Raw genomic sequence first — 24204 nt, 5'->3', positions numbered from 1 at the left:
CTTGCCGCTGCTTCACATCCACCCATACTCCGCCATCGACAACGGTTCCCCATCGCCGACGATAAAGTGGTCAAGTACCCGCACATCGATCAGCTCCAGGGCCTCCTGAAGCCGCTCGGTGAGCATCCGGTCGGCCTGGCTGGGCTCGGCGTTGCCGGAGGGGTGGTTGTGGCACAGAATCAGCGCGGCGGCGTTATGGGCCAGGGCACGCTTGACCACCTGCCGGGGATGCACGCTGGCATTGTCGATGGAGCCGCGAAACAGCGTCTCGAAGCCCAGTACTTGATGCCTGGCGTTGAGAAACAGACAGCCAAACACTTCATGGGGCTCGTGGCGCAGCATCGACTTCAGGTAGTCACGGACGACGCCCGGGCTTTCCAGTGTCGTGCGTTGCCGCGCCCGTTCGGCCAGATGCCGGCGGCTCATCTCCTGGGCCGCCTGCAATTGGGCAAATTTCGCCGGTCCCAGCCCCATCTGGCTGCTGAACGTGACCTGATCGGCCTCGAGCAGCGCACGCAAACTGCCAAATTGAGTCAACAGTTGTCGCGCCAGATCAACCGCGCTTTTGCCGGACACGCCGGTGCGCAGGAAAATCGCCAGCAATTCGGCGTCTGAAAGACTGCCTGCCCCCGACACCAGCAACCGCTCCCGCGGCCGCTCGGCCACGGGCCAATCGCGAATACTCATAGCCTCTCCCTGATTGTGGGCACCGCTGTTCCGTAGCGGTCGCTGTGATATCGTAGCCCATCTTTTTTGCAGGCGATTTGCCCCCCGGCAGGCTGTTGCCAAAGGGTTCGCCCTGCACTGACCACTGAAATCGAAAGGCAGGCCTATGCAGCGGCTGTATCGGAAACGCATCGTTCTGGGCGTCGGCGGCGGCATTGCTGCCTACAAGAGCGCCGAGCTGGTTCGCCGACTCATCGACCAGGGCGCGGAAGTACGGGTCGTGATGACCCGCGGCGGCACTGAGTTCATCACCCCGCTGACCCTGCAGGCCCTCTCCGGCCACCCGGTTCACCTGGACCTGCTCGACCCGGCGGCCGAAGCCGCCATGGGCCATATCGAACTGGCCAAGTGGGCCGACCTGGTGCTGATCGCCCCGGCCACCGCCGACCTGATCGCCCGCCTGGCCCAAGGGATTGCCGATGATCTGCTGACCACCCTGGTGCTCGCCACCGACGCCGTGGTAGCCGTCGCACCGGCGATGAACCAGGCCATGTGGCGCGACCCGGCCACCCAGGCCAACCTGCAATTACTCCAGAGCCGTGACCTGAAAGTCTTCGGCCCGGCCTCCGGCAGCCAGGCCTGCGGCGATGTCGGCATGGGCCGCATGCTCGAAGCCACCGACCTGGCCCAATGCGCCGCCGACTGCTTCCAGCGCCAGGCCCTGACCGGCAAACATGTGCTGATCACCGCCGGCCCGACCCAGGAAAATATCGATCCGGTGCGCTACATCACCAACCACAGCTCCGGGAAAATGGGCTTCGCCCTGGCCGAAGCCGCCGTAGAGGCCGGTGCCCGGGTGACCTTGATCACCGGTCCGGTGCACTTGCCAACGCCGGACCGGGTCACCCGCATCGACGTCGTCAGCGCCCGGGACATGCTTGCGGCCTGCGAAGCAGCCATCCCCTGCGACCTGTTCATCGCTTCGGCGGCGGTAGCGGACTACCGTCCTGAAGTCGTTGCCCCACAAAAATTGAAGAAAGACCCTACGAGCGGCGACGGCCTGCTACTACAAATGGTTCGCAACCCGGACATCCTTGCCAGCATCGCCACCCGTCCCGACCGTCCGTTCAGTGTCGGCTTCGCCGCCGAAACCGAACACCTGCTCGATTACGCCGCCCGCAAGCTCAAGGACAAGAACCTGGACTTGATCGTCGCCAACGACGTCGCCAACCCGAGCATCGGCTTCAACAGCGAAGAAAACGCCTGCAGCGTGATCGACCGCCAGTTGCACGCCACACTTTTCGCCCAGACCAGCAAGAGCAAGATTGCTCGCCAACTGATCACTTTCATCGCCGAACGGCTGAACCAGGTTTAACTGCATGCACGCGCTACAAGCCAAGATCCTCGACCCCCGCATCGGCAACGAATTTCCGCTGCCGCAATACGCCACGCCAGGCTCCGCCGGCCTCGACCTGCGGGCAATGCTCACGCAGGACACGCTTCTGGAGCCGGGCCAGACCCTGCTGATCCCGACCGGGCTGTCGGTATACATCGGCGATCCGGGGCTGGCTGCGCTGATCCTGCCGCGCTCGGGCCTGGGCCATAAGCACGGCATCGTGCTGGGCAACCTGGTGGGCCTGATCGACTCCGATTACCAGGGCGAGCTGATGGTTTCGTGTTGGAACCGCGGCCAGACCGCCTTCAACATCGCCGTCGGCGAGCGCATCGCGCAACTCGTGCTGGTGCCAGTGGTGCAGGCGCATTTCGAACTGGTCACCGAATTCGACGAAAGCCAGCGCGGCGCCGGCGGTTTCGGGCACTCCGGCAGCCACTGATTCAGTGGGGCCAGGCCGGGCGTCCCGCCCGGCTGTATATTAAGCTTCTGTTTCAGGGCGAAAAATGCGCAATGGCTTTCTGCTAGGTTTCCCATCCGGAATCAATGTATTAGGCGACCGAGGCCGGGATAACGCTGTCTCATGGCACTTTCCCACCACGAACTCTCTGTCAAAAACGCCGTCATACCCTTCAGCTTGAGCCTGCCGACGCCCATTGTCGGCCTGTCCCCAGTCACTTTTCCTTGATAGAGCGCCCCGCCCATGAACACCCCAGCCGCAATCGCCCCGATCTTCCCTGACAGCATCTTCCGCGCCTACGACATCCGTGGCGTGGTACCGGAAACCCTCACCGCCGAAACCGCCTACTGGATCGGCCGCGCCATCGGCTCCCAGAGCCTGGCCCAGGGCGAACCGAACGTGTCCGTCGGCCGCGATGGCCGCTTGTCCGGCCCTGAACTGGTCGAGCAGCTGATCAAGGGCGTCGCCGACAGCGGCTGCCACGTCAGCGACGTGGGCCTGGTGCCGACACCGGCGCTGTATTACGCCGCCAACGTATTGGCCGGCAAATCCGGCGTGATGCTCACCGGCAGTCACAACCCATCGAACTACAACGGCTTCAAGATCGTCATTGCCGGCGACACCCTGGCCAACGAGCAAATCCAGGCCCTGCACACCCGCCTCAAGACCAACGACCTGAGCAGCGGCCAGGGCAGCGTGACCAAGGTCGAGATTCTCGGGCGCTACAACGATGAAATCGTCAAGGACGTGAAGCTCGCCCGCCGCCTGAAGGTGGTGGTCGACTGCGGCAACGGCGCGGCTGGCGTGATCGCGCCACAACTGATCGAAGCGCTGAACTGCGAAGTCATCCCGCTGTTCTGCGAGGTGGATGGCAACTTCCCCAACCACCACCCGGACCCGGGCAAGCTGGAAAACCTGCAAGACCTTATTGCCAAGGTCAAGGAAACCAACGCCGACCTGGGCCTGGCCTTCGACGGCGATGGCGACCGCGTGGGCGTGGTCACCAACACCGGCAGCGTCGTGTTCCCGGACCGCCTGTTAATGCTGTTCGCCAAGGACGTGGTGGCGCGCAACCCGGATGCCGAGATCATTTTCGACGTAAAATGCACCCGTCGACTGGTGCCGTTGATCAAGGAATATGGCGGTCGCCCACTGATGTGGAAGACCGGTCACTCGCTGATCAAGAAGAAAATGAAACAAAGCGGCGCCCTGCTGGCCGGCGAAATGAGCGGCCACATCTTCTTCAAGGAGCGCTGGTTCGGTTTCGACGACGGCATTTACAGCGCGGCGCGCCTGCTGGAGATCCTCAGCAAGGAGCCCTCCAGCGCCGAAGAGCTGTTCGCGACCTTCCCCAACGATATTTCTACGCCAGAAATCAATATCCATGTGACCGAAGAGAGCAAATTCAGCATCATTGACGCACTGCACGACGCGCAATGGGGCGAAGGCGCCGAACTGACCACCATCGACGGTGTGCGGGTCGACTATCCCCAGGGCTGGGGCCTGGTGCGCGCGTCCAACACCACGCCGGTGCTGGTCCTGCGCTTCGAGGCCGACAACGAAGCCGAACTGCAGCGCATCAAGGATGTGTTCCACAGCCAACTCAAACGTGTTGCACCTGATCTTCAACTACCGTTCTGATTTTTGAAGTACCACCGGAGCCCTGAATGACCCTCGAACGCGAAGCCGCCGCCAATACCGCCAAGGTCCTGTCCGAAGCGTTGCCTTACATCCGACGCTACGTCGGCAAGACCCTGGTGATCAAATACGGCGGCAACGCGATGGAAAGCGAGGAGCTGAAAACCGGCTTCGCCCGCGACATCGTGCTGATGAAGGCCGTGGGCATCAACCCGGTGGTGGTGCACGGTGGCGGCCCGCAGATCGGTGACCTGCTCAAGCGCCTGGCGATCGAAAGCCATTTCATCGATGGCATGCGCGTTACCGACGCGCAGACCATGGATGTGGTGGAAATGGTCCTGGGCGGTCAGGTCAACAAGGACATCGTCAACCTGATCAACCGCCATGGCGGCAGCGCCATCGGCCTGACCGGCAAGGACGCCGAGTTGATCCGGGCGAAAAAACTCACCGTCACCCGCCAGACCCCGGAGATGACCCAGCCGGAAATCATCGACATCGGCCAGGTGGGCGAAGTGGTCGGCATCAACACCGACCTGCTGAACCTGCTGGTCAAGGGCGACTTCATCCCGGTGATCGCGCCCATCGGCGTAGGTGCCAATGGCGAGTCGTACAACATCAACGCCGACCTGGTGGCCGGCAAGGTTGCTGAAGCACTGAAAGCTGAAAAGCTGATGCTGCTGACCAATATCGCCGGCCTGATGGACAAGTCGGGCAAGGTCCTGACCGGGCTGTCGACCCAACAGGTCGACGACCTCATCGCCGACGGCACCATCTACGGCGGCATGCTGCCGAAGATCCGTTGCGCGCTGGAAGCGGTTCAGGGTGGCGTCGGCAGCTCGCTGATCATTGATGGGCGGGTACCGAATGCAATCCTGCTGGAGATCTTCACCGATACCGGCGTGGGCACGTTGATCAGTAATCGCAAGCGCGCTTGAACGACACCTAAAAAAGACCCCGCTCAGCCTGGCTGAGCGGGGTCTTTTTTTGTACGACACTCTGAAAAAAACCCAATGTGGGAGCGAGCCTGCTCGCGATGACGGATTGAGCCTCAACACTGAGGTTGATTGATCCGCCGCTATCGCGAGCAGGCTCGCTCCCACAGGACGCTCTGCAAACTAATCAGACGCCGAACTGCGCCCGATAAGCCTCGACTGCCGGCAAATGCTGCTTGAGCTGCGGATCGTCGGCCAGAAATTCCAGCACCTGGTTCAGCGACACAATGCTGATCACCGGAATGCCGAAGTCGCGCTCCACTTCCTGGATCGCCGACAGCTCACCGTTGCCGCGCTCCTGGCGGTTCAGGGCGATCAGCACGCCGGCGGCCTTGGCGCCGTCCTGGGAAGCGATGATCTGCATCACTTCGCGGATGGCGGTGCCGGCAGTGATCACGTCGTCGATGATCAACACTTCGCCCGTCAGCGGGGCACCGACCAGGCTGCCGCCTTCACCGTGGGCCTTGGCTTCCTTGCGGTTGAAGCACCAGGGCAGGTCGCGGCCGTGGTGTTCGGCCAGGGCGACGGCCGTGGTGGCCGCCAGCGGGATACCTTTGTAGGCCGGGCCGAACAGCACGTCGAACGGGATGCCGCTCTCGACGATGGCCGCCGCATAGAAACGACCCAACTGCGCCAGGGCGGAACCGCTGTTGAACAGGCCGGCATTGAAGAAGTACGGGCTGGTGCGTCCGGACTTGAGGGTGAACTCACCGAAGCGCAAAACGCCGCGATCGATGGCAAAACGAATGAAATCGCGCTGATACGCCTGCATGAAAAAAAGCCTCAAATACCGCGGATTTAGCTAAATAGGTACACGCCGTGTATCATACACGCACGTGATTTTTGGGGCCATTTATGCGGATCATCAGTGTGAACGTCAATGGTATTCAGGCTGCAGTGGAGCGTGGTTTGCTCAGTTGGCTGCAAGCACAGAATGCCGACGTCATCTGCCTGCAGGACACCCGTGCCTCCGCCTTTGAACTGGACGATGCAGCCTTCCAACTGGATGGTTACTTCCTTTATGCCTGCGATGCCGAAGTCCCCACCCAGGGTGGCGTGGCTTTGTACTCGCGGCTGCAACCGAAGGCTGTCATCAACGGTCTCGGTTTCGAGACGGCGGACCGCTACGGGCGCTACCTGCAAGCCGATTTCGACAAGGTCAGCATCGCGACCTTGCTGCTCCCTTCGGGGCAGAACGGCGATGAAGATTTGAATCAGAAATTCAAGTTGATGGACGACTTCGCCCGTTACCTTGATAAACAGCGACGCAAGCGTCGCGAGTACATTTATTGTGGCTCGCTGTACGTGGCGCAACAGAAGCTGGATATCAAGAACTGGCGCGACAGCCAACAATCCCCGGGTTTCCTGGCGCCGGAACGGGCCTGGATGGACGAGATCATTGGCAACATGGGTTATGTCGACGCCCTGCGCGAAGTCAGCCGTGAAGGCGACCAGTACAGCTGGTGGCCGGACAACGAGCAGGCCGAGATGCTCAACCTCGGCTGGCGTTTCGACTACCAGTTGCTGACACCCGGCCTGCGCCGCTTCGTACGTAGCGCTCGCTTGCCACGTCAGCCGCGGTTCTCGCAGCATGCGCCGCTGATCGTGGATTACGACTGGACGCTGACGATCTGAGTGCCGCTTTCCAGTGGCTTCAGTCAGGCCCTGGTAGTTGAGCGGCTAAAGAGAAATGCCCGTATCGCAAGATACGGGCATTTTTTTGGCAGATGTTATTCGGGCCTCAGCCCGCAGCAAAAAACGGCAGCGCCAGGTACAGCTTGATCACGATGACATTAATGATGTCGATGAAAAATGCTCCTACCATCGGCACCACCAGAAAGGCGATCTGCGAAGCGCCATAACGCTGGGTCACCGCTTGCATGTTAGCGATGGCCGTCGGCGTGGCCCCCAGGCCAAAACCGCAGTGCCCCGCCGCCAATACCGCCGCATCGTAGTTACGCCCCATCATCCTGAACGTCACGAAAATCGCGAACAACGCCATGACCAGCGCCTGCGCGGCGAGGATGATGAAGATCGGCAACGCCAACGCTGCCAGGTCCCAGAGCTTGAGCGACATCAGCGCGATCGCCAGGAACAGCGACAAGCTGACATTTCCCAGCACGGAGACCTCCCGCTCAAACACCTGATACACGCCAAGCGCCGAAAGTCCGTTGCGCAGCACGACACCGACGAACAAGACACAGACGAAGGTCGGCAACTCGAATGCGGTGTCGTGAAGCCAGCCATTGAGCAGCGTGCCTGCCAGCAGGCTGACCGCGATCAGGGCCAGGGTCTCGATGAACGAAAACGGGGTGATCGAGCGCTCTTTGTTCGGTTGCTCAAAGCCCTTCGGCAGCCGTGGCTTCTCAGGCTCAGGGCCGGGTTTCGGGACACGCTTGATCAGCACGCGAGCGACCGGCCCACCAATCAGGCCACCCAATACCAGGCCGAACGTTGCCGAGGCCATCGCCAGCTCCGAGGCAGAGGCCAGCCCGAACTTCTCACTGAACAGCGTTCCCCAGGCTGCACCGGTCCCGTGCCCGCCCGCCAGGGTGATCGACCCTGTCAGCAAGCCCATCAGTGGGTCGAGCCCCAACATACTGGCAAGCCCGATGCCCAATGCGTTCTGGACCACAAGGAGTCCGGTCACCGCCAACAGGAAGATCCCCACGACACGCCCGCCCTTTCTCAGGCTGGCGAAGTCTGCGCTCAAACCGATGGTGGCGAAGAAAGCCAACATCAGAGGCGTCTGCAATGAAGTATCGAATCGTACTTCAATATCAAGGAACCGCAGTATCAAGAGCACCAGGGCAACTACGAGACCGCCCGCGACAGGCTCGGGAATATTATAGGCACGCAAAAAACCGACACGCGCGACGAGTCCGCGGCCCAGCAAAAGTACTAGAGAGGCGGCGACCAGCGTTCCATAGAAATCGAGTTGAACCATTGAGTTTATTCTTGGGCTGGATATTCAGAGACAACCTGTTTACCTGGGCTCGCCTCATGAATAGGTTAATGGTCTTAACGCGGGTAGCGTTGGGAATCCGAGGGCCTTCAATGGCCTGGATATGTCGAGAGATTTCTTGGTGAACAAGACTGCGGGAAACCTTAGCAATCGATAAAGGTTGTTGCCAAGGACATAAGTTGGGTTAGGGGCTTTTAGTTGTGACTGGAAATGTAAGATAGTTTAATAAGCCAGCCGACTTACATGTATGGACGCCATTTACAAGTCAGATAAATCTGATTTGGTTGGCGCACATATCTGTTTCTGCGGTAACTTTTGGACGAACCGAAATGCCGCCCAGACAAAAGTAACTAAAAGCGCAGGAGTAGGAGCATTTGCAGATCTATTGCTATCGCGAGCAGGCTCGCTCCCACATCCGGTCTTCAGTGGATACAAAAATTCATGCGCACCCCAAAAACCACTGTGGGAGCGGGCTTGCTCGCGAAAGCGGTGTGTCAGTCAACGTTGAGCAGAATGACACGACGCCTCCGCGAGCAAGCTCGCTCCCACAGGTTCGTTACTTGACCAGCCGCCAGGTAAACGGATAACGATACGGCTGCCCCTCATTGGCTTTCACACCACCGATGATCGTCAGCACCAGCGCGCCGATGGCTACCAGACCGAACAGAAAGAAGCCAATCACCACGACCATCAGCAACAGACTGATCGCCGAGGCAATCGCCACGGTGATCTGGAAGTTCAGCGCCTCCTTGCCCTGGGCATCGACGAACGGGTCGGAGTCGCGCTTGAGTTGCCAGAGCACCAGCGGCCCGATCAACGTACCGAACGGAATCCAGATCCCCAACAAGGCGGACAGGTGACAAAACATTGCCCATTGGCGCGCCTCTTTGCTCGGCTGGGGCAGCAGGACTGGCTCATCACTCATGTCGCTCTCCTTGTCTGAAACGTGCATCGATCAGTCGGCCAGCGCGGCCTTTTGCAGTTCGAAGATCTGGCTCATGCCGTGCTTCGCCAATTCCAGCATAGCGTTCAATTCTTCCGGCTGGAACGGCGCGCCTTCGGCAGTCCCCTGGACCTCGATGAAGCCGCCGGCACTGGTCATGACCACGTTAAGGTCGGTCTCGGCCGCCGAGTCTTCCAGGTAGTCCAGGTCCAGGACCGGCTCACCCTGGTACATGCCCACGGACACCGCGGCGATCATCTGCTTGAGCGGGTCGCCGCCCTTGAGGCTGCCACGCTTCTTGATCACTTTCAAGGCATCGACCAGCGCGACCATGGCACCGGTAATGGACGCCGTGCGAGTGCCGCCGTCAGCCTGGATCACGTCGCAATCGACATACAGGGTCACGTCCCCCAGTTTGGACATGTCCAGGGCTGCGCGCAGCGAACGGCCGATCAGGCGCTGGATTTCCAGGGTGCGCCCGCCTTGCTTGCCACGGCTGGCCTCGCGCTGGTTCCGCTCACCGGTGGCGCGCGGCAGCATGCCGTACTCGGCGGTCAGCCAACCCTGGCCCTGGCCCTTGAGGAACCGCGGCACGCCGTTTTCGACGCTGACGGTGCAGATCACCTTGGTATCACCGAACTCGACCAGTACAGACCCCTCGGCGTGTTTGGTGTAGTTGCGGGTAATGCGGATCGAGCGGAGCTGATCGGCAGCGCGACCACTTGGACGTTTCATAGGGAACACCTGTACAGGGGACGGAAAACTGCCGGCATTATAAAGCCGTGTGCTGTTATAGGGCAGTCTAAACGTAGCGCAGTTCCAAAAAGCGCGGGCCCGCGCAGCCCCTCAAAGGCCCGGCCGACGGGCTGCAGCGCTTTGTCATTGGCGCGGTTTGGGGGCATGCGCCTCACTGCGCTACAATCCTGCGCCTTTGCAGCCCTCGGGCTTCAATCCACAGTTTCCAGGCGTCACGATCTCATGTCGTGCCGGCCTGCATTGCGAGGAACCTCCATGGTGCACAGCATGACCGCCTTCGCCCGCGTCGAAAAAGCCGGGGCCCAAGGCACGCTGAGCTGGGAACTGCGCTCGGTCAACAGCCGCTACCTGGAACCGCACCTGCGTTTGCCTGAATCCTTCCGCGACCTGGAAGGCGGCGTGCGCGAAGCCCTGCGCCAGGGCGTGTCCCGGGGCAAACTGGAATGCACCCTGCGCTTTACCGAGGAAAGCACCGGCAAAACGCTGCAAGTCGACCGCGAGCGCGCCGCGCAACTGGTTGCAGCCGCCGAAACCGTCGCCAGCCTGATCCAGAACCCTGCGGCCCTGAACCCGCTGGAAGTGCTGGCCTGGCCCGGCGTGCTGGTGGGCGACGCCAGCGATCCGCAAGCGCTGAACGCCGAGGCGCTGGCGCTGTTCAACCAGGGCCTGAAAGAACTCAAGGCGGGTCGCGAGCGCGAAGGCGCGGAGCTGGCCCGGCTGATCAACGAGCGCCTGACCGCCATAGAGGCCGACGTCACCACCCTGCGCGAGCTGGTCCCGCAGATGCTCGCCACCCAGCGCCAGAAAGTCCTCGACCGCTTCGCCGACATGAAGGCCGAGCTGGACCCGCAACGCCTGGAGCAGGAAATGGTCATGCTCGCCCAGAAAAGCGACGTGGCCGAAGAACTGGACCGCCTGAGCACCCACATCATCGAAGTTCGCCGGGTGCTCAAGTCCGGTGGCGCGGCCGGGCGCCGCCTGGACTTCCTGATGCAGGAACTCAACCGCGAAGCCAACACATTGGGCTCCAAGGCCTTCGACCCGCGCAGCACCCAGGCTGCGGTCAACCTCAAGGTGTTGATCGAGCAGATGCGCGAACAAGTACAGAACATTGAGTAAGGCTAACCCGACATGACCCACAGCACCGGCACCCTCTACATCATTTCCGCGCCCTCGGGCGCCGGCAAGACCAGCCTGGTCAAGGCCCTGATCGACGCCGAGCCGGACATCCGCGTCTCGGTGTCCCACACCACCCGCGCCATGCGCCCGGGCGAAATGAACGGCGTGAACTATCACTTCGTCGACCGCGAAGAATTCGTGAAGATGGCCGAACACGGTGATTTCCTCGAGCGCGCCGAAGTCTTCGGCAACCTCTATGGCACCTCGCAAAGTTACCTGCAGCAGACCCTGGATGAAGGCCACGACCTGATCCTGGAAATCGACTGGCAAGGCGCCGAGCAGGTGCGCAAACTGATGCCTCAGGCGCGTTCGATCTTCATCCTGCCGCCGAGCCAGCAGGCATTGCGCCAGCGCCTGACCAACCGCGGCCAGGACAGCGACGAGATCATTGAAGGTCGGATGCGTGAAGCGGTCAGCGAAATGAGCCACTACGTTGACTACGACTACCTGATCATCAACGACGATTTCGCCCACGCACTGGACGATCTGAAAGCGATTTTCCGCGCCAGCCAGCTGCAGCAGAAACGCCAGCAGCAACGTTTCGGTAAATTATTGGCCGAACTGCTGGGCTGAACAGCCCTTCCCAAAACCGCTGCGAGGGCTTTACATTGGTACTCGCAGCGCGTCGAGGAGTTTGGTCAAAAAATCAGCGCTTCCCTAAACGCTGGTGTTTTTTTAAACTGTCGAGTCCGCTCGCCCAACCGGGCAGCGCGCATATTGCATTCGCTCCGAGGAATACCATGGCCCGCGTAACCGTTGAAGACTGCCTAGAACACGTGGAAAACCGCTTTGAGCTGGTCATGCTCTCTACCAAGCGTGCCCGTCAACTGGCCACCGGCGGCAAAGAGCCATTGGTCCAGTGGGAAAACGACAAGCCTACCGTGGTAGCGCTGCGTGAAATCGCTGAAGGCCTGATGAGCTACGAGTTCATCGCCAACGCTGAAATCGTCGAAGACGAACCGCTGTTCGCAGCGTTCGAGGACGAGTCCAACGAGGCGGTCTAAGCCTATGCCTGGTCGACGTAGCACGGCGCGGGGTCACAGCAGACGGCAGGAGTCATCATCATGCCGAGCATAGACGCCCTCGCCGATCGCTTATCGGCCTACCTCGGCACGGACCAGGTCAACCTGGTCCGCCGAGCCTATTTCTACGCCGAACAAGCCCACGACGGCCAGCGCCGCCGCAGCGGCGAGGCGTACGTCACGCACCCGCTTGCGGTGGCGAATATTCTTGCCGACATGCACATGGACCATCAGAGCCTGATGGCCGCCATGCTCCATGACGTGATCGAAGACACCGGCATTGCCAAGGAAGCGCTGCAAGCGCAATTCGGCGAAACCGTGGCCGAACTGGTCGACGGGGTCAGCAAACTGACCCAGATGAACTTCGAGACCAAGGCCGAAGCCCAGGCCGAAAACTTCCAGAAAATGGCCATGGCCATGGCGCGCGACATTCGCGTGATCCTGGTCAAGCTCGCTGACCGCCTGCACAACATGCGCACCCTTGAAGTGCTGTCCGGCGAAAAACGCCGGCGCATCGCCAAGGAAACCCTGGAAATCTACGCGCCCATCGCCAATCGCCTGGGCATGCACGCCATCCGCATCGAGTTCGAAGACTTAGGCTTCAAGGCCATGCACCCGATGCGTTCGGCGCGGATCAACCAGGCCGTCAAGCGCGCCCGGGGCAACCGCAAGGAAATCGTCAACAAGATCGAAGAGTCGCTGAGCCACTGCCTGGCCATCGACGGCATCGAAGGCGAAGTCAGCGGCCGGCAGAAACACCTCTACGGCATCTACAAGAAAATGCGCGGCAAACGCCGGGCCTTCAACGAGATCATGGACGTCTATGCGTTCCGGATCATCGTCGACAAGGTCGATACCTGCTACCGCGTATTGGGCGCTGTACATAATTTGTACAAGCCGTTGCCGGGGCGCTTCAAGGACTACATCGCAATCCCCAAGGCCAACGGCTACCAGTCGCTGCACACCACCCTGTTCGGCATGCACGGCGTACCGATCGAGATCCAGATCCGCACCCGCGAAATGGAAGAAATGGCCAACAACGGCATCGCTGCCCATTGGCTCTACAAATCCAGCGGTGACGAGCAACCCAAGAGCACCCACGCCCGGGCCCGACAATGGGTCAAGGGTGTGCTGGAAATGCAGCAACGGGCCGGCAACTCCCTGGAATTCATCGAAAGCGTCAAGATCGACCTGTTTCCGGACGAGGTCTACGTCTTCACGCCCAAGGGTCGGATCATGGAGCTGCCCAAGGGCTCCACGGCCGTGGACTTTGCCTACGCGGTGCACACCGACGTCGGCAACAGCTGCATCGCCTGCCGGATCAACCGTCGTCTCGCACCGTTGTCCGAACCGCTGCAAAGCGGCTCCACGGTGGAAATCGTCAGCGCCCCCGGCGCCCGGCCGAACCCGGCGTGGCTCAACTTCGTCGTTACCGGCAAGGCACGCACGCACATCCGCCACGCCTTGAAACTGCAACGCCGCTCCGAGTCCATCAACCTCGGCGAACGGCTGCTGAACAAGGTGCTGAACGGTTTCGACAGCTCGCTCGACAAGATCCCGACCGAACGCGTGCAGGTGATGCTCCACGAGTATCGCCTCGAACTGATCGAAGACCTGCTCGAAGACATCGGCCTGGGCAATCGCATGGCCTATGTCGTCGCCCGCCGCCTGCTGGGCGAAGGCGAACAGCTGCCAAGCCCCGAAGGCCCGCTGGCGATTCGCGGCACCGAAGGCCTGGTGCTCAGCTACGCCAAATGCTGCACGCCGATCCCGGGCGACCCGATTGTCGGTCACCTGTCCGCCGGCAAGGGGATGGTGGTGCACCTGGACAACTGCCGCAACATCAGTGAAATCCGTCATAACCCGGAAAAATGCATCCAGCTTTCCTGGGCCAAGGATGTCACCGGCGAATTCAACGTCGAGCTGCGGGTCGAACTGGAGCACCAGCGCGGCCTGATCGCCTTGCTGGCCAGCAGCGTCAATGCCGCCGACGGCAACATCGAAAAAATCAGCATGGACGAACGCGACGGCCGCATCAGCGTCGTCCAGCTGGTGGTCAGCGTGCACGACCGCGTGCACCTGGCCCGCGTGATCAAGAAACTGCGCGCCCTGACCGGGGTCATCCGTATCACCCGGATGCGCGCGTAGCCTGTTCATTACAAGGAGTCATTCATGACCAAGACCGTTATCACCAGCGACAAGGCCCCGGCCGCCATCGGCACCTACTCCCAGGCAATCAAGGCCGGCAACACCGTGTACATGTCAGGCCAGATCCCCCTGGACCCGAAAACCATGGAACTGGTCGAAGGCTTCGAAGCCCAGACCGTGCAGGTCTTTGAAAACCTCAAGGCCGTGGCTGAAGCCGCCGGCGGTTCGTTCAAGGACATCGTCAAGCTGAACATCTTCCTCACTGACCTGAGCCACTTCGCCAAGGTCAACGAGATCATGGGCAAGTACTTCGACCAGCCTTACCCTGCCCGCGCCGCCATCGGCGTGGCCGCCCTGCCGAAGGGCGCCCAGGTCGAGATGGACGCCATCCTGGTCATCGAGTAATAAGGCCGGCGCAGCCACCGCGCTGCGCCGTTTTCGTCTTGAAAGGATTCCACCATGCGCAACGCGCTTGCTCTTTCGCTGGTCGCCCTGCTCCTGGGTGGCTGTGCCAGCGACCCCGCCGACCGTGACATCAGCGGCACCTGGATCAACCAGGCCGCCATCGACGCTGCCGCCAAGGGTGGCGCACTTCGCGAGGCATTGCAGGGCTATGGCCCGAACCTGGAATGGGACATCAACACCCGGGCTGGCCAGGCACGCTACACCAACGGCTTTGAAAACGTCGAAGGCAAGTTGCTGGGCGAAGAAGATGGCACCTGGAAAGTCGATTTCTACGGCAGTGCCGCCAGCGAGCTGAAACGCGACGGCGACCGGCTGAGCCAGGCCGCCAACGAGAACGAGCCGCAGCAAGTGTTCGACCGCGCGTCCATCCAGGTCCCGGAAGGCGCCCCCATCGGCGCCAGCTTCGAGCGAGCGCTGTATGCCGCCTACCTCGGTGGCACCTGGCACATCGTCAACGGCCCCGGCCAAGGCGCGGCGGTGCAGTTCCAGCCGAACGGCCAGGTCAGCGGCCTGCCGGGCGCCGATCGCTACGCCCTGTGCCTGGCCGGCGATTGCGCCTCCATGAGCGGCGGCAACGACAACATCTGGCTGCAACAGAACGGCCAGGGCAACACCTGGATCTTCGCCCGCGACGGCAAGAAGCTGGAGATCTTCCAGACCATCAACGCCGCGCTGGCGGATGAAATGCCCTCGTTCACGCCGGGGACGCGGCAGTGGGTGCTGGAAAAGCAGTAACCCAAACAGAAATCCCAGTGTGGGAGCGGGCTTGCTCGCGAAAGCGTCCTTCCAGCCAACGAAGATGTTGGATGCCGGGTCCCCTTCGCGAGCAAGCCCGCTCCCACAAGTGCATCCGGGTATCTGAAAATCAGCAGCGCCCTTCCAGAATCGCCGCATACCCCTCGCGAAAACTCGGATACCGCGGCGTCCAGCCCAGCGCCTTCGCCCGGGCGTTGCTGCAGCGTTTGCTGCCAGCGCGGCGCACACTGGCGTCTTCGGCCCATTGGGTCACCCCCATGTGCTCGCGCAACCAGCCCACCACTTCGGCCAGCGGCGCGGGCGCGTCATCGACGCCGATGTAACAGTCGTCCAGCGCCTTGCCCTGGCGATCCGCCTCCAGCAGAAACGCCAGCAACCCCGCCGCATCGTCGGCGTGGATGCGATTGGCATACAACGGCGGGTCGATCACCACGCGATAGCCTTGGCGCACCTGGCTCAGCAGCCACTCACGACCCGGCCCATAGATGCCCGTAAGACGCACGCGGCTCGCCGGGATGCCGCTGCCCAGCGCCACTTGCTCGGCTTCGAGCATCAGCCGGCCGGAGTAACCGCCGGCCTCGGTGACGGAGGTTTCATCGACCCACTCGCCCTGCTGCTGCCCATAGACGCTGCTGCTGGAGACAAAAAGCAGGCGCTTGGGCCGCTGGCCGTGCTGCTTCAACCAGCCCAGCACATGCTGCAGCCCGTCGACGTAAGCCGCACGATAACCGGCCTCGTCATGCTCGGTGGCGGCGACGCTGTAGACCAGGTAATCCAGCGGGCCGGTGGGCCAATCGGCCGGGCATCGCTCGCTGAACAAATCACCGGCTACGCCCATCACCCCTGCGGGCAGGCGCGCAACCGTGCGCCGCAGACCGTGGACCTGCCAATTCCCAGCCACAAGCTGGCGAGCCAGGCGACCGCCGATATCACCGCAGCCGGCGATCAAAACAGAAGAAGCGGACATCAATATCTCCTCTGGTAAAGCCGCAGACTAGCCCTCGGAGGGGATGAGCGGCCAGCGAAGTGAGAAAAAAGTTACAGTATTACTTTTGTTAACAAGAATTACTTGCAATAATGTACGCCACTTTTGTTCTCGGCCCCCACGAGGCCTGGAAGAACATCAACCGTCTTTTCCTCTCAGGTCCGGCCAGCATGAAACACTTTCTATCCTCCGCTTCGCCAACCCACCGACCTCGCGCCTGGAGCGCCATGGCAGCCCTGCTGCTCAGTCTGTTGCTGGCGCCGGCCGCCGCCTTCGCCGATGCCCAGGCGCCGGCCAATCCGCCGACGGCCACCCAGGCTCCAGCCGCGGCCACCGCCCCCGATGCAACGCCAGTGGCCGCTGAACCGGTCCAGGTCGATGCGCCGCAAGTGCTCGAAGCCGACAATTCCCTGGGCATGGCCCACGACCTGTCGCCCTGGGGCATGTACAAGAACGCCGACATCATCGTCAAGATCGTGATGATCGGCCTGGCCATCGCCTCGATCATCACCTGGACCATCTGGATTGCCAAAGGCTTCGAGCTGCTGGGCGCCAAGCGCCGCCTGCGGGGTGAAATCGCCGCCCTGAAAAAGGCCACCACCCTCAGAGAAGCCAGCGCCACCGCCGCTAAAGAAGGCACCCTCGCCAACCTGCTGGTACACGACGCGCTGGAAGAAATGCGCCTGTCGGCCAACAGCCGCGAGAAAGAAGGCATCAAGGAACGGGTCAGCTTCCGCCTGGAGCGCCTGGTCGCCGCCTGCGGTCGCAACATGAGCAGCGGCACCGGCGTGCTCGCCACCATCGGTTCCACCGCGCCGTTCGTAGGTCTGTTCGGTACCGTATGGGGCATCATGAACAGCTTCATCGGCATCGCCAAGACCCAGACCACCAACCTCGCCGTCGTCGCGCCCGGCATTGCCGAAGCCCTGCTGGCGACCGCGCTGGGCCTGGTCGCGGCGATCCCGGCCGTGGTCATCTACAACGTCTTCGCCCGCTCGATTGCCGGCTACAAGGCCCAGGTCTCCGACGCTTCGGCCGAAGTCCTGCTGCTGGTCAGCCGTGACCTCGACCACCTGCCGCCCGAGCGTGGTTCGCAGCCGCACATGGTGAAAGTGGGGTAAACGACCATGGGCCTGCATTTGAAAGAAGGCGCAGACGACGATCTGGCCGAGAATCACGAAATCAACGTCACGCCGTTCATCGACGTGATGCTGGTGCTGTTGATCATCTTCATGGTCGCCGCCCCGCTCGCCACCGTGGACATCAAGGTCGATCTGCCGGCGTCCACGGCCAAGCCATCACCGCGCCCGGAAAAACCGGTGTTCCTCAGCGTCAAGGCCGACCAGCGCCTGTTCCTCGGCGAAGACGAGGTCAAGACCGAGAACCTCGGTGCGACCCTCGATGCCAAGACCCGGGGCAAGAAGGACACGACGATTTTCTTCCAGGCCGATAAAGGCGTCGACTATGGCGACCTGATGAACGTGATGGACGCCCTGCGTGGCGCCGGCTATTTGAAGGTCGGCCTGGTCGGACTCGAGACGGCGCCGAAAAAATGATCACAACGCGCCAAAAGCTGACGCGTTACAGCGGTAGCCTGGCCGTGGTGCTGGGCGTGCATGCGCTCGCCATCGCGCTGACGCTGAACTGGACGTCCCGCCCGCCCATCGAATTGCCCCCCCAGGCGATGATGGTCGAGCTGGCACCGCTGCCCGCACCGCCACCGCCAGCTCCACCGAAAGTCGTCACGCCACCGAAACCGCCAGAGCCGATCGAAGAGCTGCCGCTGCCCAAGCTCGCCGAAGCGCCGAAGGCCGAGATTGCCGTGCCCAAGCCGGTCAAGCCCAAGCCCAAGCCGCAACCGCCCAAACCCAAGCCGGTGGAGGAGAAGAAGCCGGAGCCGCCGAAGGAACAACCGTCGGAGCAGAAGCCGAGCGATACCCCGCCAACGCCTGCGCCAACCGAGAAATCCGCGCAACCGGCCCCTGGGCCTTCGCCTGCGCAGGCGGCCGTCAAAGCCAGTTGGCAGAACACGCTGCTGTCTCACTTGGGCAAGTACAAGACGTACCCGCCCCGGGCCCTGCAGATGAACAAGGAAGGCACCAGCCGCCTGCGCTTCGTGGTGGATGCCAATGGCAACGTATTGTCCTACGAACTGGTGGGCAGCGCAGGCACCGACTCCCTGGACCGGGCGACCCTGGAAATGATCCGCCGCGCCCAACCGCTGCCCAAGCCACCGCCGGAGTTGCTGACCAACGGCACCATCGAACTGACGGCACCGTTTGTGTACTCGATCGACAAGCGCCGACGCTGAGTCCTCCTCCGTGGATCGTTCCCACGCTCTGCGTGGGAATGCCTCAAGGGACGCTCCGCGTTCCAACCCTGGCGCGCCGCAAGCAGGTGTGACGCAGAGCGTCACGGGCTGCGTTCCCACGCAGGAGCGTGGGAACGATCAACATATCCGGCAATGACCCAACAGACATTACCCAGTGTCGCACCGCGCCCTCAGTCTGATAACGTGCGTCTATCGATTGCAGCCGGTATGCTTGGCTCGCAACTTCACGGACGCTCGCCATGACCCTCACAGAATTACGCTACATCGTCACCCTCGCCCAAGAGCAGCACTTCGGCCACGCGGCTGAACGTTGCCACGTCAGCCAGCCGACGCTGTCGGTGGGCGTGAAAAAGCTCGAAGACGAACTCGGTGTGCTGATTTTCGAGCGCAGCAAGAGCGCCGTGCGCCTGACGCCGGTGGGCGAAGGCATTGTTGCCCAGGCGCAAAAAGTGCTGGAACAGGCCCAGGGCATCCGCGAACTGGCCCAGGCTGGCAAGAACCAGCTCACCGCCCCGCTGAAGGTCGGCGCAATCTACACCGTCGGCCCCTACCTGTTCCCGCACCTGATTCCGCAACTGCACCGGGTCGCCCCGCAGATGCCGTTGTACATCGAAGAAAACTTCACCCATGTGCTGCGCGACAAACTGCGCAACGGCGAACTGGACGCGATCATCATCGCCCTGCCGTTCAACGAACCCGACGTCCTGACCCTGCAACTCTACGACGAGCCGTTCTACGTCCTGATGCCGGCCCAGCACCCCTGGACCCAGAAAAAGTCCATCGACGCCGGCCTGCTCAACGACAAGAGCCTGCTGCTGCTCGGCGAGGGTCACTGCTTCCGCGACCAGGTGCTCGAAGCCTGCCCGACCCTGACCAAGGGCAGCGAAGGCGCCAAGCACACCACGGTGGAATCCAGCTCCCTGGAAACCATCCGCCACATGGTCGCTTCCGGCCTGGGCATCTCGATCCTGCCGCTGTCGGCGGTGGACAGCCATCACTATGCCCCAGGCGTGATCGAAGTCCGTCCGCTCTCGGCGCCCGTGCCGTTCCGCACCGTTGCCATCGCCTGGCGCGCCAGTTTCCCGCGGCCCAAGGCCATCGAGATCCTCGCTGACTCGATCCGCTTGTGTTCCGTGGCCAAGCCGCCCGCTGCCAAGTAAGTCGGTGCCATGACTGAGCTGTCGAACGTACCGGTCACGGCACTCAAGGGTGTCGGTGAAGCGATGGCCGAAAAACTGGCCAAGGTCGGCCTGGAAAACCTCCAGGACGTACTGTTTCACCTGCCGCTGCGTTACCAGGACCGCACCCGCGTGGTGCCCATCGGTCATTTGCGCCCGGGCCAGGACGCGGTGGTCGAAGGCACCGTCAGCGGCGCCGACGTGGTCATGGGCCGGCGTCGCAGCCTCGTCGTGCGAATGCAAGACGGCACCGGCGGGCTCAGCCTGCGCTTCTACCATTTCAGCAATGCGCAGAAAGAAGGCCTCAAGCGCGGCACGCGGATTCGCTGTTACGGCGAAGCGCGGCCCGGTGCATCGGGGCTGGAAATCTACCACCCCGAGTACCGCGCCATTACCGGCGACGAACCGCCACCGGTGGATGAAACCCTGACCCCGGTCTATCCGCTCACCGAAGGCCTGACCCAACAGCGCCTGCGCCAATTGTGCATGCAGACCCTGACCCTGCTCGGCCCCAGCAGCCTGCCCGACTGGCTGCCCACCGAACTGGCCCGGGACTACCAACTGGCGCCGCTGGCCGACGCGATCCGCTACCTGCACAACCCGCCGGCCGATGCCGATGTCGACGAACTCGCCCTGGGTCATCATTGGGCCCAGCATCGCCTGGCCTTCGAAGAACTGCTGACCCATCAACTGTCCCAGCAGCGCCTGCGCGAAAGCCTGCGTTCGTTGCGCGCACCGGCCATGCCCAAGGCCACCGTGCTGCCGCCCAAATACCTGCGCAACCTGGGCTTCAACCCCACCGGTGCCCAGCAACGGGTCGGTAACGAAATCGCCTACGACCTGAGCCAGCCCGAACCCATGCTGCGGCTGATCCAGGGTGACGTCGGCGCCGGCAAGACCGTGGTCGCCGCCCTCGCTGCGCTCCAGGCCCTGGAGGCCGGTTACCAGGTGGCGCTGATGGCGCCCACCGAGATTCTCGCCGAGCAACATTTCATCACCTTCCAACGCTGGCTCGAACCGCTGGGCATCGAAGTCGCCTGGCTGGCCGGCAAGCTCAAGGGCAAGAACCGCGCCGCCGCCCTGGCGCAGATCGCCGAGGGTGCGCCGATGGTGGTTGGCACCCACGCGCTGTTCCAGAACGAAGTGCAGTTCAAGAACCTGGCCCTGGTGATCATCGACGAACAGCACCGCTTCGGCGTGCAACAGCGCCTGGCCCTGCGGCAGAAAGGCGTCGGTGGGCGGATGTGCCCTCACCAGTTGATCATGACCGCCACACCGATCCCGCGGACCCTGGCCATGAGCGCCTACGCCGACCTCGACACCTCGATCCTCGACGAACTGCCGCCCGGGCGCACACCGGTCAATACCGTGCTGGTCACCGACACCCGGCGGGTCGAAGTGATCGAGCGGGTGCGCGGGGCCTGTGCCGAAGGGCGGCAGGCCTATTGGGTGTGCACGCTGATCGAAGAGTCGGAAGAACTGACCTGCCAGGCGGCCGAGACCACCTATGAAGACCTCACCGCCGCCCTTGGCGAATTGAAGGTCGGGCTGATCCACGGCCGCATGAAGCCCGCCGAGAAGGCCGCCGTCATGGCCGAATTCAAAGCCGGTGCCCTGCAATTGCTGGTCGCGACCACCGTGATCGAAGTCGGCGTGGACGTGCCCAATGCCAGCCTGATGATCATCGAAAACCCCGAGCGCCTGGGTCTCGCACAGTTGCACCAGCTACGCGGCCGGGTCGGCCGGGGCAGCGCCGCCAGCCATTGCGTCTTGCTGTATCACCCGCCGCTGTCGCAGATCGGGCGCCAGCGGCTGGGGATCATGCGCGAAACCAACGACGGCTTCGTCATCGCCGAAAAAGACCTTGAATTGCGCGGCCCCGGTGAAATGCTCGGCACGCGCCAGACCGGTCTGCTTCAATTCAAGGTAGCCGACCTGATGCGTGACGCCGACCTGCTCCCGGCCGTGCGCGACGCCGCCCAGGCCCTGCTGGAACGCTGGCCCGATCACGTCAGCCCGCTGCTGGACCGCTGGCTACGCCATGGGCAGCAATACGGCCAAGTGTGAGCACGCTCGCAGTTTCAAGTCCCGCGTGCCGGGCAAGCTGGTTATACTGATCGACTTGTAGGAAAACGGATACAGACCATGACAGAAGCTGCCCTAGCCCCCGAATCCCCGCACGCTCCGTCTGTTATTCGGCTGCTGCTCGAGAAATTGGGCATCGCCTATGACGAAGTTCTCGAACGGCCCGGCCTGAACCCGGCCCGTAAGGTGCAAGCCGTTCTGTTGCACGACGCCGTCGGCGCGCTCATGGTGCTGTTTCCACAAAGCCAGCTGCTGGACCTCAACCGCCTGGCCGAACTCACCGGCCGCAAGCTCACGGCGGTGCCCACCGAGCGCCTGGAGAAGATGCTCGGCAAACACAACCTGGGCCTGCTGCCCGGCCTGCCGGCGCTGACCAGCTCTCCGTGCCTGTACGAAGAGTGCCTGCTGCGCGAGCCCAAGCTGCTGATCCACTCCGGTGAGCCGGGGCTGCTGCTGGAAGTCACCAGCGAAGCCTTCAAGACCATGCTCACCAAGGCCAGTGCCGCATCTTTCGGCGAAGCCACCAGCAACATCACCCCCAACCTGGACCGCCCGCACGACGACCGCGCGGAAATCACCCAGGCGGTGCAAGCGTTCACGGCGCGACGGATCCAGCAACGGCTGGAGGAAACCATCGAAATCCCGCCGCTGGCCGAAACCGCGCAGAAAATCATCAAGCTGCGGGTCGATCCTGATGCAACCATCGATGACATCACCGGCGTCGTAGAGACCGACCCGGCCCTGGCCGCGCAAGTGGTGAGCTGGGCCGCGTCGCCGTACTACGCCTCGCCGGGCAAGATTCGCTCGGTGGAAGATGCCATCGTCCGGGTGCTGGGCTTCGACCTGGTGATCAACCTGGCGCTGGGCCTGGCCCTGGGCAAGACCCTGAGCCTGCCCAAGGACCACCCGCAACACACCACGCCGTACTGGCAGCAGTCGATCTACACCGCCGCCGTCATCGAAGGCCTGACCCGCGCCATGCCACGCGCCCAGCGCCCTGAAGGTGGCCTGACCTACCTGTCCGGCCTGCTGCACAACTTCGGCTATCTGTTGCTGGCCCACGTGTTCCCGCCGCACTTTTCGTTGATCTGCCGGCACCTGGAGGTCAACCCGCACCTGTGCCACAGCTATGTGGAACAACACCTGTTGGGGATCAGTCGCGAGCAGATCGGTGCGTGGCTGATGCGCTATTGGGACATGCCCGACGAACTGGCCACCGCCCTGCGCTTCCAGCACGACCCGCACTACGACGGTGAATACGCCGCCTACCCGAACCTGGTGTGCCTGGCCGTGCGCCTGCTGCGCGCCCGCGGCGTCGGCTCCGGCCCGGACGAGGAAATCCCCGATGCGTTGCTGGAGCGCGTGGGCCTGACGCGGGAAAAAGCCAACGACGTTGTCAGCAAGGTGCTGGAGGCTGAGGTGTTGCTGCGAGAACTGGCTTCGCAGTTTCACAACTGAGAGCCGCGGCCTGATTGGCACAGATGGAGTAGCGGGCGAGTACTTGTGGCGAGGGGATTTATCCCCGCGCCACAGAGATTGGTGGCCTCAACCCTTCGGCTTGGCCTTCTTCGGCTTCAGATACCGGGTCAACCCCTGAAACCAGATCACCAGCGCCGGGTTGCCCTTGATCTGGATTGACTTGTCCTGGATCCCCGTCATGAACGCCAGCTGCTTGTTCTTGGCCTGCATCGTCGCGAAACCATAGGCCGCGTCCTTGAACGCGATGGCGAACGCCGGTGTCGGGTAAGTGCCGGACTGGCTGGTGATGCGCTGGTTCTTCACGGTGAAATGCCGGGCGACCTTGCCGTCCAGGGTTTGCAACTGGAACACCAACTCCTTGTCGCCCAACTGCTGCTGGAACGCTGGATTGCTCCGGCTGGCCTTGCTCATCAACAGCCCCAGCATCCACAGCAGAAAACGAAATTTCATCGACAGCGCCTCGAAAAGAAAGATGAATGCAGGCGCAGTTTAGCGATTCTTCGGCGGAACGCCATCATCGGATCGGTTTAGCAGGAGATGAATGGGTTTTCTTGCATGATGACTGCCAAGTCACCAAATTATTCGCGTGTAAGAAGTTTCTGTAGGCGCTGCCGAAGAATGCGGTTTCTTGATCCCTTTCCCTGTCCAGTTTCTCGGACGTTTCCTTCAAGATGCCGGGCTGTTCATGAACTAGGCAGCCTGCCGAAGCGCCGCTAACCTTGGTCCGTCATCGCAAAAAACGGTGACACGGACGTGCAAGTC

General features: G+C 62.3%; 23 protein-coding genes and 1 pseudogene. 17 read left to right on the top strand and 7 right to left on the bottom strand.

What is annotated here, in order from left to right:
- Positions 1 to 12: 12 nt before the first annotated feature.
- Positions 13 to 687 (bottom strand): RadC family protein, encoded by a 675-nt coding sequence (gene radC, locus J7E36_RS02920; RefSeq protein WP_214999701.1) that lies wholly within the window; start codon positions 685 to 687, stop codon positions 13 to 15.
- Between the two features lie 145 nt (positions 688 to 832).
- Here radC and coaBC point away from each other — a divergent pair, with 145 nt between their 5' ends.
- From coaBC to argB, 4 genes and pseudogenes are all read left to right on the top strand, one after another.
- The gene (coaBC, locus tag J7E36_RS02915) at positions 833 to 2041 is read left to right on the top strand and encodes a bifunctional phosphopantothenoylcysteine decarboxylase/phosphopantothenate--cysteine ligase CoaBC (protein ID WP_214999699.1); all 1209 of its coding nucleotides are present in this window, start codon (positions 833 to 835) and stop codon (positions 2039 to 2041) included.
- A gap of 4 nt (positions 2042 to 2045) precedes the next feature.
- Complete coding sequence (gene dut, locus J7E36_RS02910) at positions 2046 to 2501, top strand: dUTP diphosphatase (RefSeq protein ID WP_214999697.1); 456 nt, start codon at positions 2046 to 2048, stop codon at positions 2499 to 2501.
- Between the two features lie 255 nt (positions 2502 to 2756).
- Positions 2757 to 4160: pseudogene (locus tag J7E36_RS02905) on the top strand (phosphomannomutase/phosphoglucomutase); the annotation flags it as partial.
- A 26-nt stretch (positions 4161 to 4186) separates the two neighbouring features.
- On the top strand, positions 4187 to 5092 hold the full coding sequence (gene argB / locus J7E36_RS02900) for an acetylglutamate kinase (RefSeq protein ID WP_214999693.1): 906 nt from the start codon (positions 4187 to 4189) through the stop codon (positions 5090 to 5092).
- A gap of 184 nt (positions 5093 to 5276) precedes the next feature.
- Here argB and pyrE read toward each other — a convergent pair whose 3' ends face one another.
- Entirely contained in the window at positions 5277 to 5921 is a 645-nt protein-coding gene (gene pyrE / locus J7E36_RS02895; protein ID WP_214999691.1) for an orotate phosphoribosyltransferase, read from the bottom strand.
- An 83-nt stretch (positions 5922 to 6004) separates the two neighbouring features.
- Between pyrE and J7E36_RS02890 the strand changes: the two genes are divergently transcribed.
- Positions 6005 to 6784: an exodeoxyribonuclease III gene (locus J7E36_RS02890; protein ID WP_214999689.1), complete on the top strand. Its 780-nt coding sequence runs from the start codon at positions 6005 to 6007 to the stop codon at positions 6782 to 6784.
- Between the two features lie 106 nt (positions 6785 to 6890).
- Here the strand turns inward: J7E36_RS02890 and gltS are convergent, their stop codons facing one another.
- The 3 genes from gltS to rph all read right to left on the bottom strand — a co-directional run bounded on the left by gltS (position 6891) and on the right by rph (position 9792).
- Entirely contained in the window at positions 6891 to 8096 is a 1206-nt protein-coding gene (gltS, locus tag J7E36_RS02885; RefSeq protein ID WP_214999687.1) for a sodium/glutamate symporter, read from the bottom strand.
- A gap of 574 nt (positions 8097 to 8670) precedes the next feature.
- Positions 8671 to 9039 carry a DUF4870 domain-containing protein gene (locus J7E36_RS02880; protein WP_214999685.1) on the bottom strand — a complete coding sequence of 123 codons (369 nt, stop codon included), beginning with the start codon at positions 9037 to 9039 and terminating at the stop codon, positions 8671 to 8673.
- Between the two features lie 30 nt (positions 9040 to 9069).
- Positions 9070 to 9792: a ribonuclease PH gene (gene rph / locus J7E36_RS02875; RefSeq protein ID WP_214999683.1), complete on the bottom strand. Its 723-nt coding sequence runs from the start codon at positions 9790 to 9792 to the stop codon at positions 9070 to 9072.
- A 276-nt stretch (positions 9793 to 10068) separates the two neighbouring features.
- Here rph and J7E36_RS02870 point away from each other — a divergent pair, with 276 nt between their 5' ends.
- From J7E36_RS02870 to J7E36_RS02845, 6 genes are all read left to right on the top strand, one after another.
- Positions 10069 to 10932, top strand: a complete 864-nt coding sequence (locus tag J7E36_RS02870) for a YicC/YloC family endoribonuclease (RefSeq protein ID WP_214999680.1) — start codon at positions 10069 to 10071, stop codon at positions 10930 to 10932.
- Between the two features lie 12 nt (positions 10933 to 10944).
- Entirely contained in the window at positions 10945 to 11565 is a 621-nt protein-coding gene (gmk, locus tag J7E36_RS02865; protein WP_214999678.1) for a guanylate kinase, read from the top strand.
- Positions 11566 to 11732: 167 nt separating this feature from the next.
- On the top strand, positions 11733 to 11996 hold the full coding sequence (gene rpoZ / locus J7E36_RS02860; RefSeq protein WP_003177259.1) for a DNA-directed RNA polymerase subunit omega: 264 nt from the start codon (positions 11733 to 11735) through the stop codon (positions 11994 to 11996).
- Between the two features lie 60 nt (positions 11997 to 12056).
- Entirely contained in the window at positions 12057 to 14162 is a 2106-nt protein-coding gene (spoT, locus tag J7E36_RS02855) for a bifunctional GTP diphosphokinase/guanosine-3',5'-bis pyrophosphate 3'-pyrophosphohydrolase (RefSeq protein WP_214999676.1), read from the top strand.
- 24 nt (positions 14163 to 14186) lie between these two features.
- Positions 14187 to 14567, top strand: coding sequence for a RidA family protein (locus tag J7E36_RS02850; protein WP_014340863.1), 381 nt, complete (start codon positions 14187 to 14189; stop codon positions 14565 to 14567).
- Positions 14568 to 14621: 54 nt separating this feature from the next.
- Positions 14622 to 15362, top strand: coding sequence for a hypothetical protein (locus J7E36_RS02845; protein ID WP_214999674.1), 741 nt, complete (start codon positions 14622 to 14624; stop codon positions 15360 to 15362).
- A gap of 130 nt (positions 15363 to 15492) precedes the next feature.
- Here J7E36_RS02845 and J7E36_RS02840 read toward each other — a convergent pair whose 3' ends face one another.
- Entirely contained in the window at positions 15493 to 16350 is an 858-nt protein-coding gene (locus J7E36_RS02840; protein ID WP_214999671.1) for an SDR family oxidoreductase, read from the bottom strand.
- Between the two features lie 188 nt (positions 16351 to 16538).
- Here J7E36_RS02840 and exbB point away from each other — a divergent pair, with 188 nt between their 5' ends.
- The 6 genes from exbB to J7E36_RS02810 all read left to right on the top strand — a co-directional run bounded on the left by exbB (position 16539) and on the right by J7E36_RS02810 (position 23421).
- Positions 16539 to 17489, top strand: a complete 951-nt coding sequence (gene exbB, locus J7E36_RS02835; protein ID WP_214999669.1) for a tonB-system energizer ExbB — start codon at positions 16539 to 16541, stop codon at positions 17487 to 17489.
- 6 nt (positions 17490 to 17495) lie between these two features.
- Entirely contained in the window at positions 17496 to 17924 is a 429-nt protein-coding gene (gene exbD / locus J7E36_RS02830; RefSeq protein ID WP_214999667.1) for a TonB system transport protein ExbD, read from the top strand.
- On the top strand, positions 17921 to 18679 hold the full coding sequence (locus tag J7E36_RS02825; RefSeq protein WP_214999665.1) for an energy transducer TonB: 759 nt from the start codon (positions 17921 to 17923) through the stop codon (positions 18677 to 18679). Before exbD ends, J7E36_RS02825 begins: the two co-directional genes overlap by 4 nt.
- Before the next feature lie 260 nt (positions 18680 to 18939).
- Positions 18940 to 19860, top strand: a complete 921-nt coding sequence (locus tag J7E36_RS02820; RefSeq protein ID WP_214999663.1) for a hydrogen peroxide-inducible genes activator — start codon at positions 18940 to 18942, stop codon at positions 19858 to 19860.
- Between the two features lie 9 nt (positions 19861 to 19869).
- A complete protein-coding gene (recG, locus tag J7E36_RS02815) occupies positions 19870 to 21945 on the top strand; it encodes an ATP-dependent DNA helicase RecG (RefSeq protein WP_214999661.1) in 2076 nt (691 codons plus the stop codon).
- Positions 21946 to 22023: 78 nt separating this feature from the next.
- Positions 22024 to 23421 carry an aminoacyl-tRNA deacylase and HDOD domain-containing protein gene (locus J7E36_RS02810; RefSeq protein ID WP_214999659.1) on the top strand — a complete coding sequence of 466 codons (1398 nt, stop codon included), beginning with the start codon at positions 22024 to 22026 and terminating at the stop codon, positions 23419 to 23421.
- A gap of 87 nt (positions 23422 to 23508) precedes the next feature.
- Here the strand turns inward: J7E36_RS02810 and J7E36_RS02805 are convergent, their stop codons facing one another.
- Positions 23509 to 23892 (bottom strand): helicase, encoded by a 384-nt coding sequence (locus J7E36_RS02805; protein WP_214999657.1) that lies wholly within the window; start codon positions 23890 to 23892, stop codon positions 23509 to 23511.
- Positions 23893 to 24204: the final 312 nt, after the last annotated feature.

Origin of the sequence: Pseudomonas fluorescens (assembly GCF_018614775.1) — a bacterium.
In the GTDB taxonomy this organism is placed as follows: domain Bacteria; phylum Pseudomonadota; class Gammaproteobacteria; order Pseudomonadales; family Pseudomonadaceae; genus Aquipseudomonas; species Aquipseudomonas fluorescens_BY.
Note: the sequence above shows the minus strand (reverse complement) of the source record. Positions and strands in the feature narration are given on the sequence as shown.

Excerpts from the sequence above, each read along its gene's own strand:
- exbB (WP_214999669.1), top strand. The coding sequence starts at position 16,539 with ATGAAACACTTTCTATCCTCCGCTTCGCCAACCCACCGACCTCGCGCC.
- J7E36_RS02880 (WP_214999685.1), bottom strand. The coding sequence starts at position 9,039 with ATGAGTGATGAGCCAGTCCTGCTGCCCCAGCCGAGCAAAGAGGCGCGC.
- rph (WP_214999683.1), bottom strand. The coding sequence starts at position 9,792 with ATGAAACGTCCAAGTGGTCGCGCTGCCGATCAGCTCCGCTCGATCCGC.
- J7E36_RS02810 (WP_214999659.1), top strand. The coding sequence starts at position 22,024 with ATGACAGAAGCTGCCCTAGCCCCCGAATCCCCGCACGCTCCGTCTGTT.
- J7E36_RS02850 (WP_014340863.1), top strand. The coding sequence starts at position 14,187 with ATGACCAAGACCGTTATCACCAGCGACAAGGCCCCGGCCGCCATCGGC.
- J7E36_RS02825 (WP_214999665.1), top strand. The coding sequence starts at position 17,921 with ATGATCACAACGCGCCAAAAGCTGACGCGTTACAGCGGTAGCCTGGCC.
- pyrE (WP_214999691.1), bottom strand. The coding sequence starts at position 5,921 with ATGCAGGCGTATCAGCGCGATTTCATTCGTTTTGCCATCGATCGCGGC.
- rpoZ (WP_003177259.1), top strand. The coding sequence starts at position 11,733 with ATGGCCCGCGTAACCGTTGAAGACTGCCTAGAACACGTGGAAAACCGC.
- J7E36_RS02845 (WP_214999674.1), top strand. The coding sequence starts at position 14,622 with ATGCGCAACGCGCTTGCTCTTTCGCTGGTCGCCCTGCTCCTGGGTGGC.
- J7E36_RS02890 (WP_214999689.1), top strand. The coding sequence starts at position 6,005 with ATGCGGATCATCAGTGTGAACGTCAATGGTATTCAGGCTGCAGTGGAG.
- coaBC (WP_214999699.1), top strand. The coding sequence starts at position 833 with ATGCAGCGGCTGTATCGGAAACGCATCGTTCTGGGCGTCGGCGGCGGC.
- J7E36_RS02805 (WP_214999657.1), bottom strand. The coding sequence starts at position 23,892 with ATGAAATTTCGTTTTCTGCTGTGGATGCTGGGGCTGTTGATGAGCAAG.
- spoT (WP_214999676.1), top strand. The coding sequence starts at position 12,057 with ATGCCGAGCATAGACGCCCTCGCCGATCGCTTATCGGCCTACCTCGGC.
- J7E36_RS02820 (WP_214999663.1), top strand. The coding sequence starts at position 18,940 with ATGACCCTCACAGAATTACGCTACATCGTCACCCTCGCCCAAGAGCAG.
- argB (WP_214999693.1), top strand. The coding sequence starts at position 4,187 with ATGACCCTCGAACGCGAAGCCGCCGCCAATACCGCCAAGGTCCTGTCC.
- radC (WP_214999701.1), bottom strand. The coding sequence starts at position 687 with ATGAGTATTCGCGATTGGCCCGTGGCCGAGCGGCCGCGGGAGCGGTTG.
- dut (WP_214999697.1), top strand. The coding sequence starts at position 2,046 with ATGCACGCGCTACAAGCCAAGATCCTCGACCCCCGCATCGGCAACGAA.
- gmk (WP_214999678.1), top strand. The coding sequence starts at position 10,945 with ATGACCCACAGCACCGGCACCCTCTACATCATTTCCGCGCCCTCGGGC.
- gltS (WP_214999687.1), bottom strand. The coding sequence starts at position 8,096 with ATGGTTCAACTCGATTTCTATGGAACGCTGGTCGCCGCCTCTCTAGTA.
- J7E36_RS02870 (WP_214999680.1), top strand. The coding sequence starts at position 10,069 with ATGGTGCACAGCATGACCGCCTTCGCCCGCGTCGAAAAAGCCGGGGCC.
- J7E36_RS02840 (WP_214999671.1), bottom strand. The coding sequence starts at position 16,350 with ATGTCCGCTTCTTCTGTTTTGATCGCCGGCTGCGGTGATATCGGCGGT.
- recG (WP_214999661.1), top strand. The coding sequence starts at position 19,870 with ATGACTGAGCTGTCGAACGTACCGGTCACGGCACTCAAGGGTGTCGGT.
- exbD (WP_214999667.1), top strand. The coding sequence starts at position 17,496 with ATGGGCCTGCATTTGAAAGAAGGCGCAGACGACGATCTGGCCGAGAAT.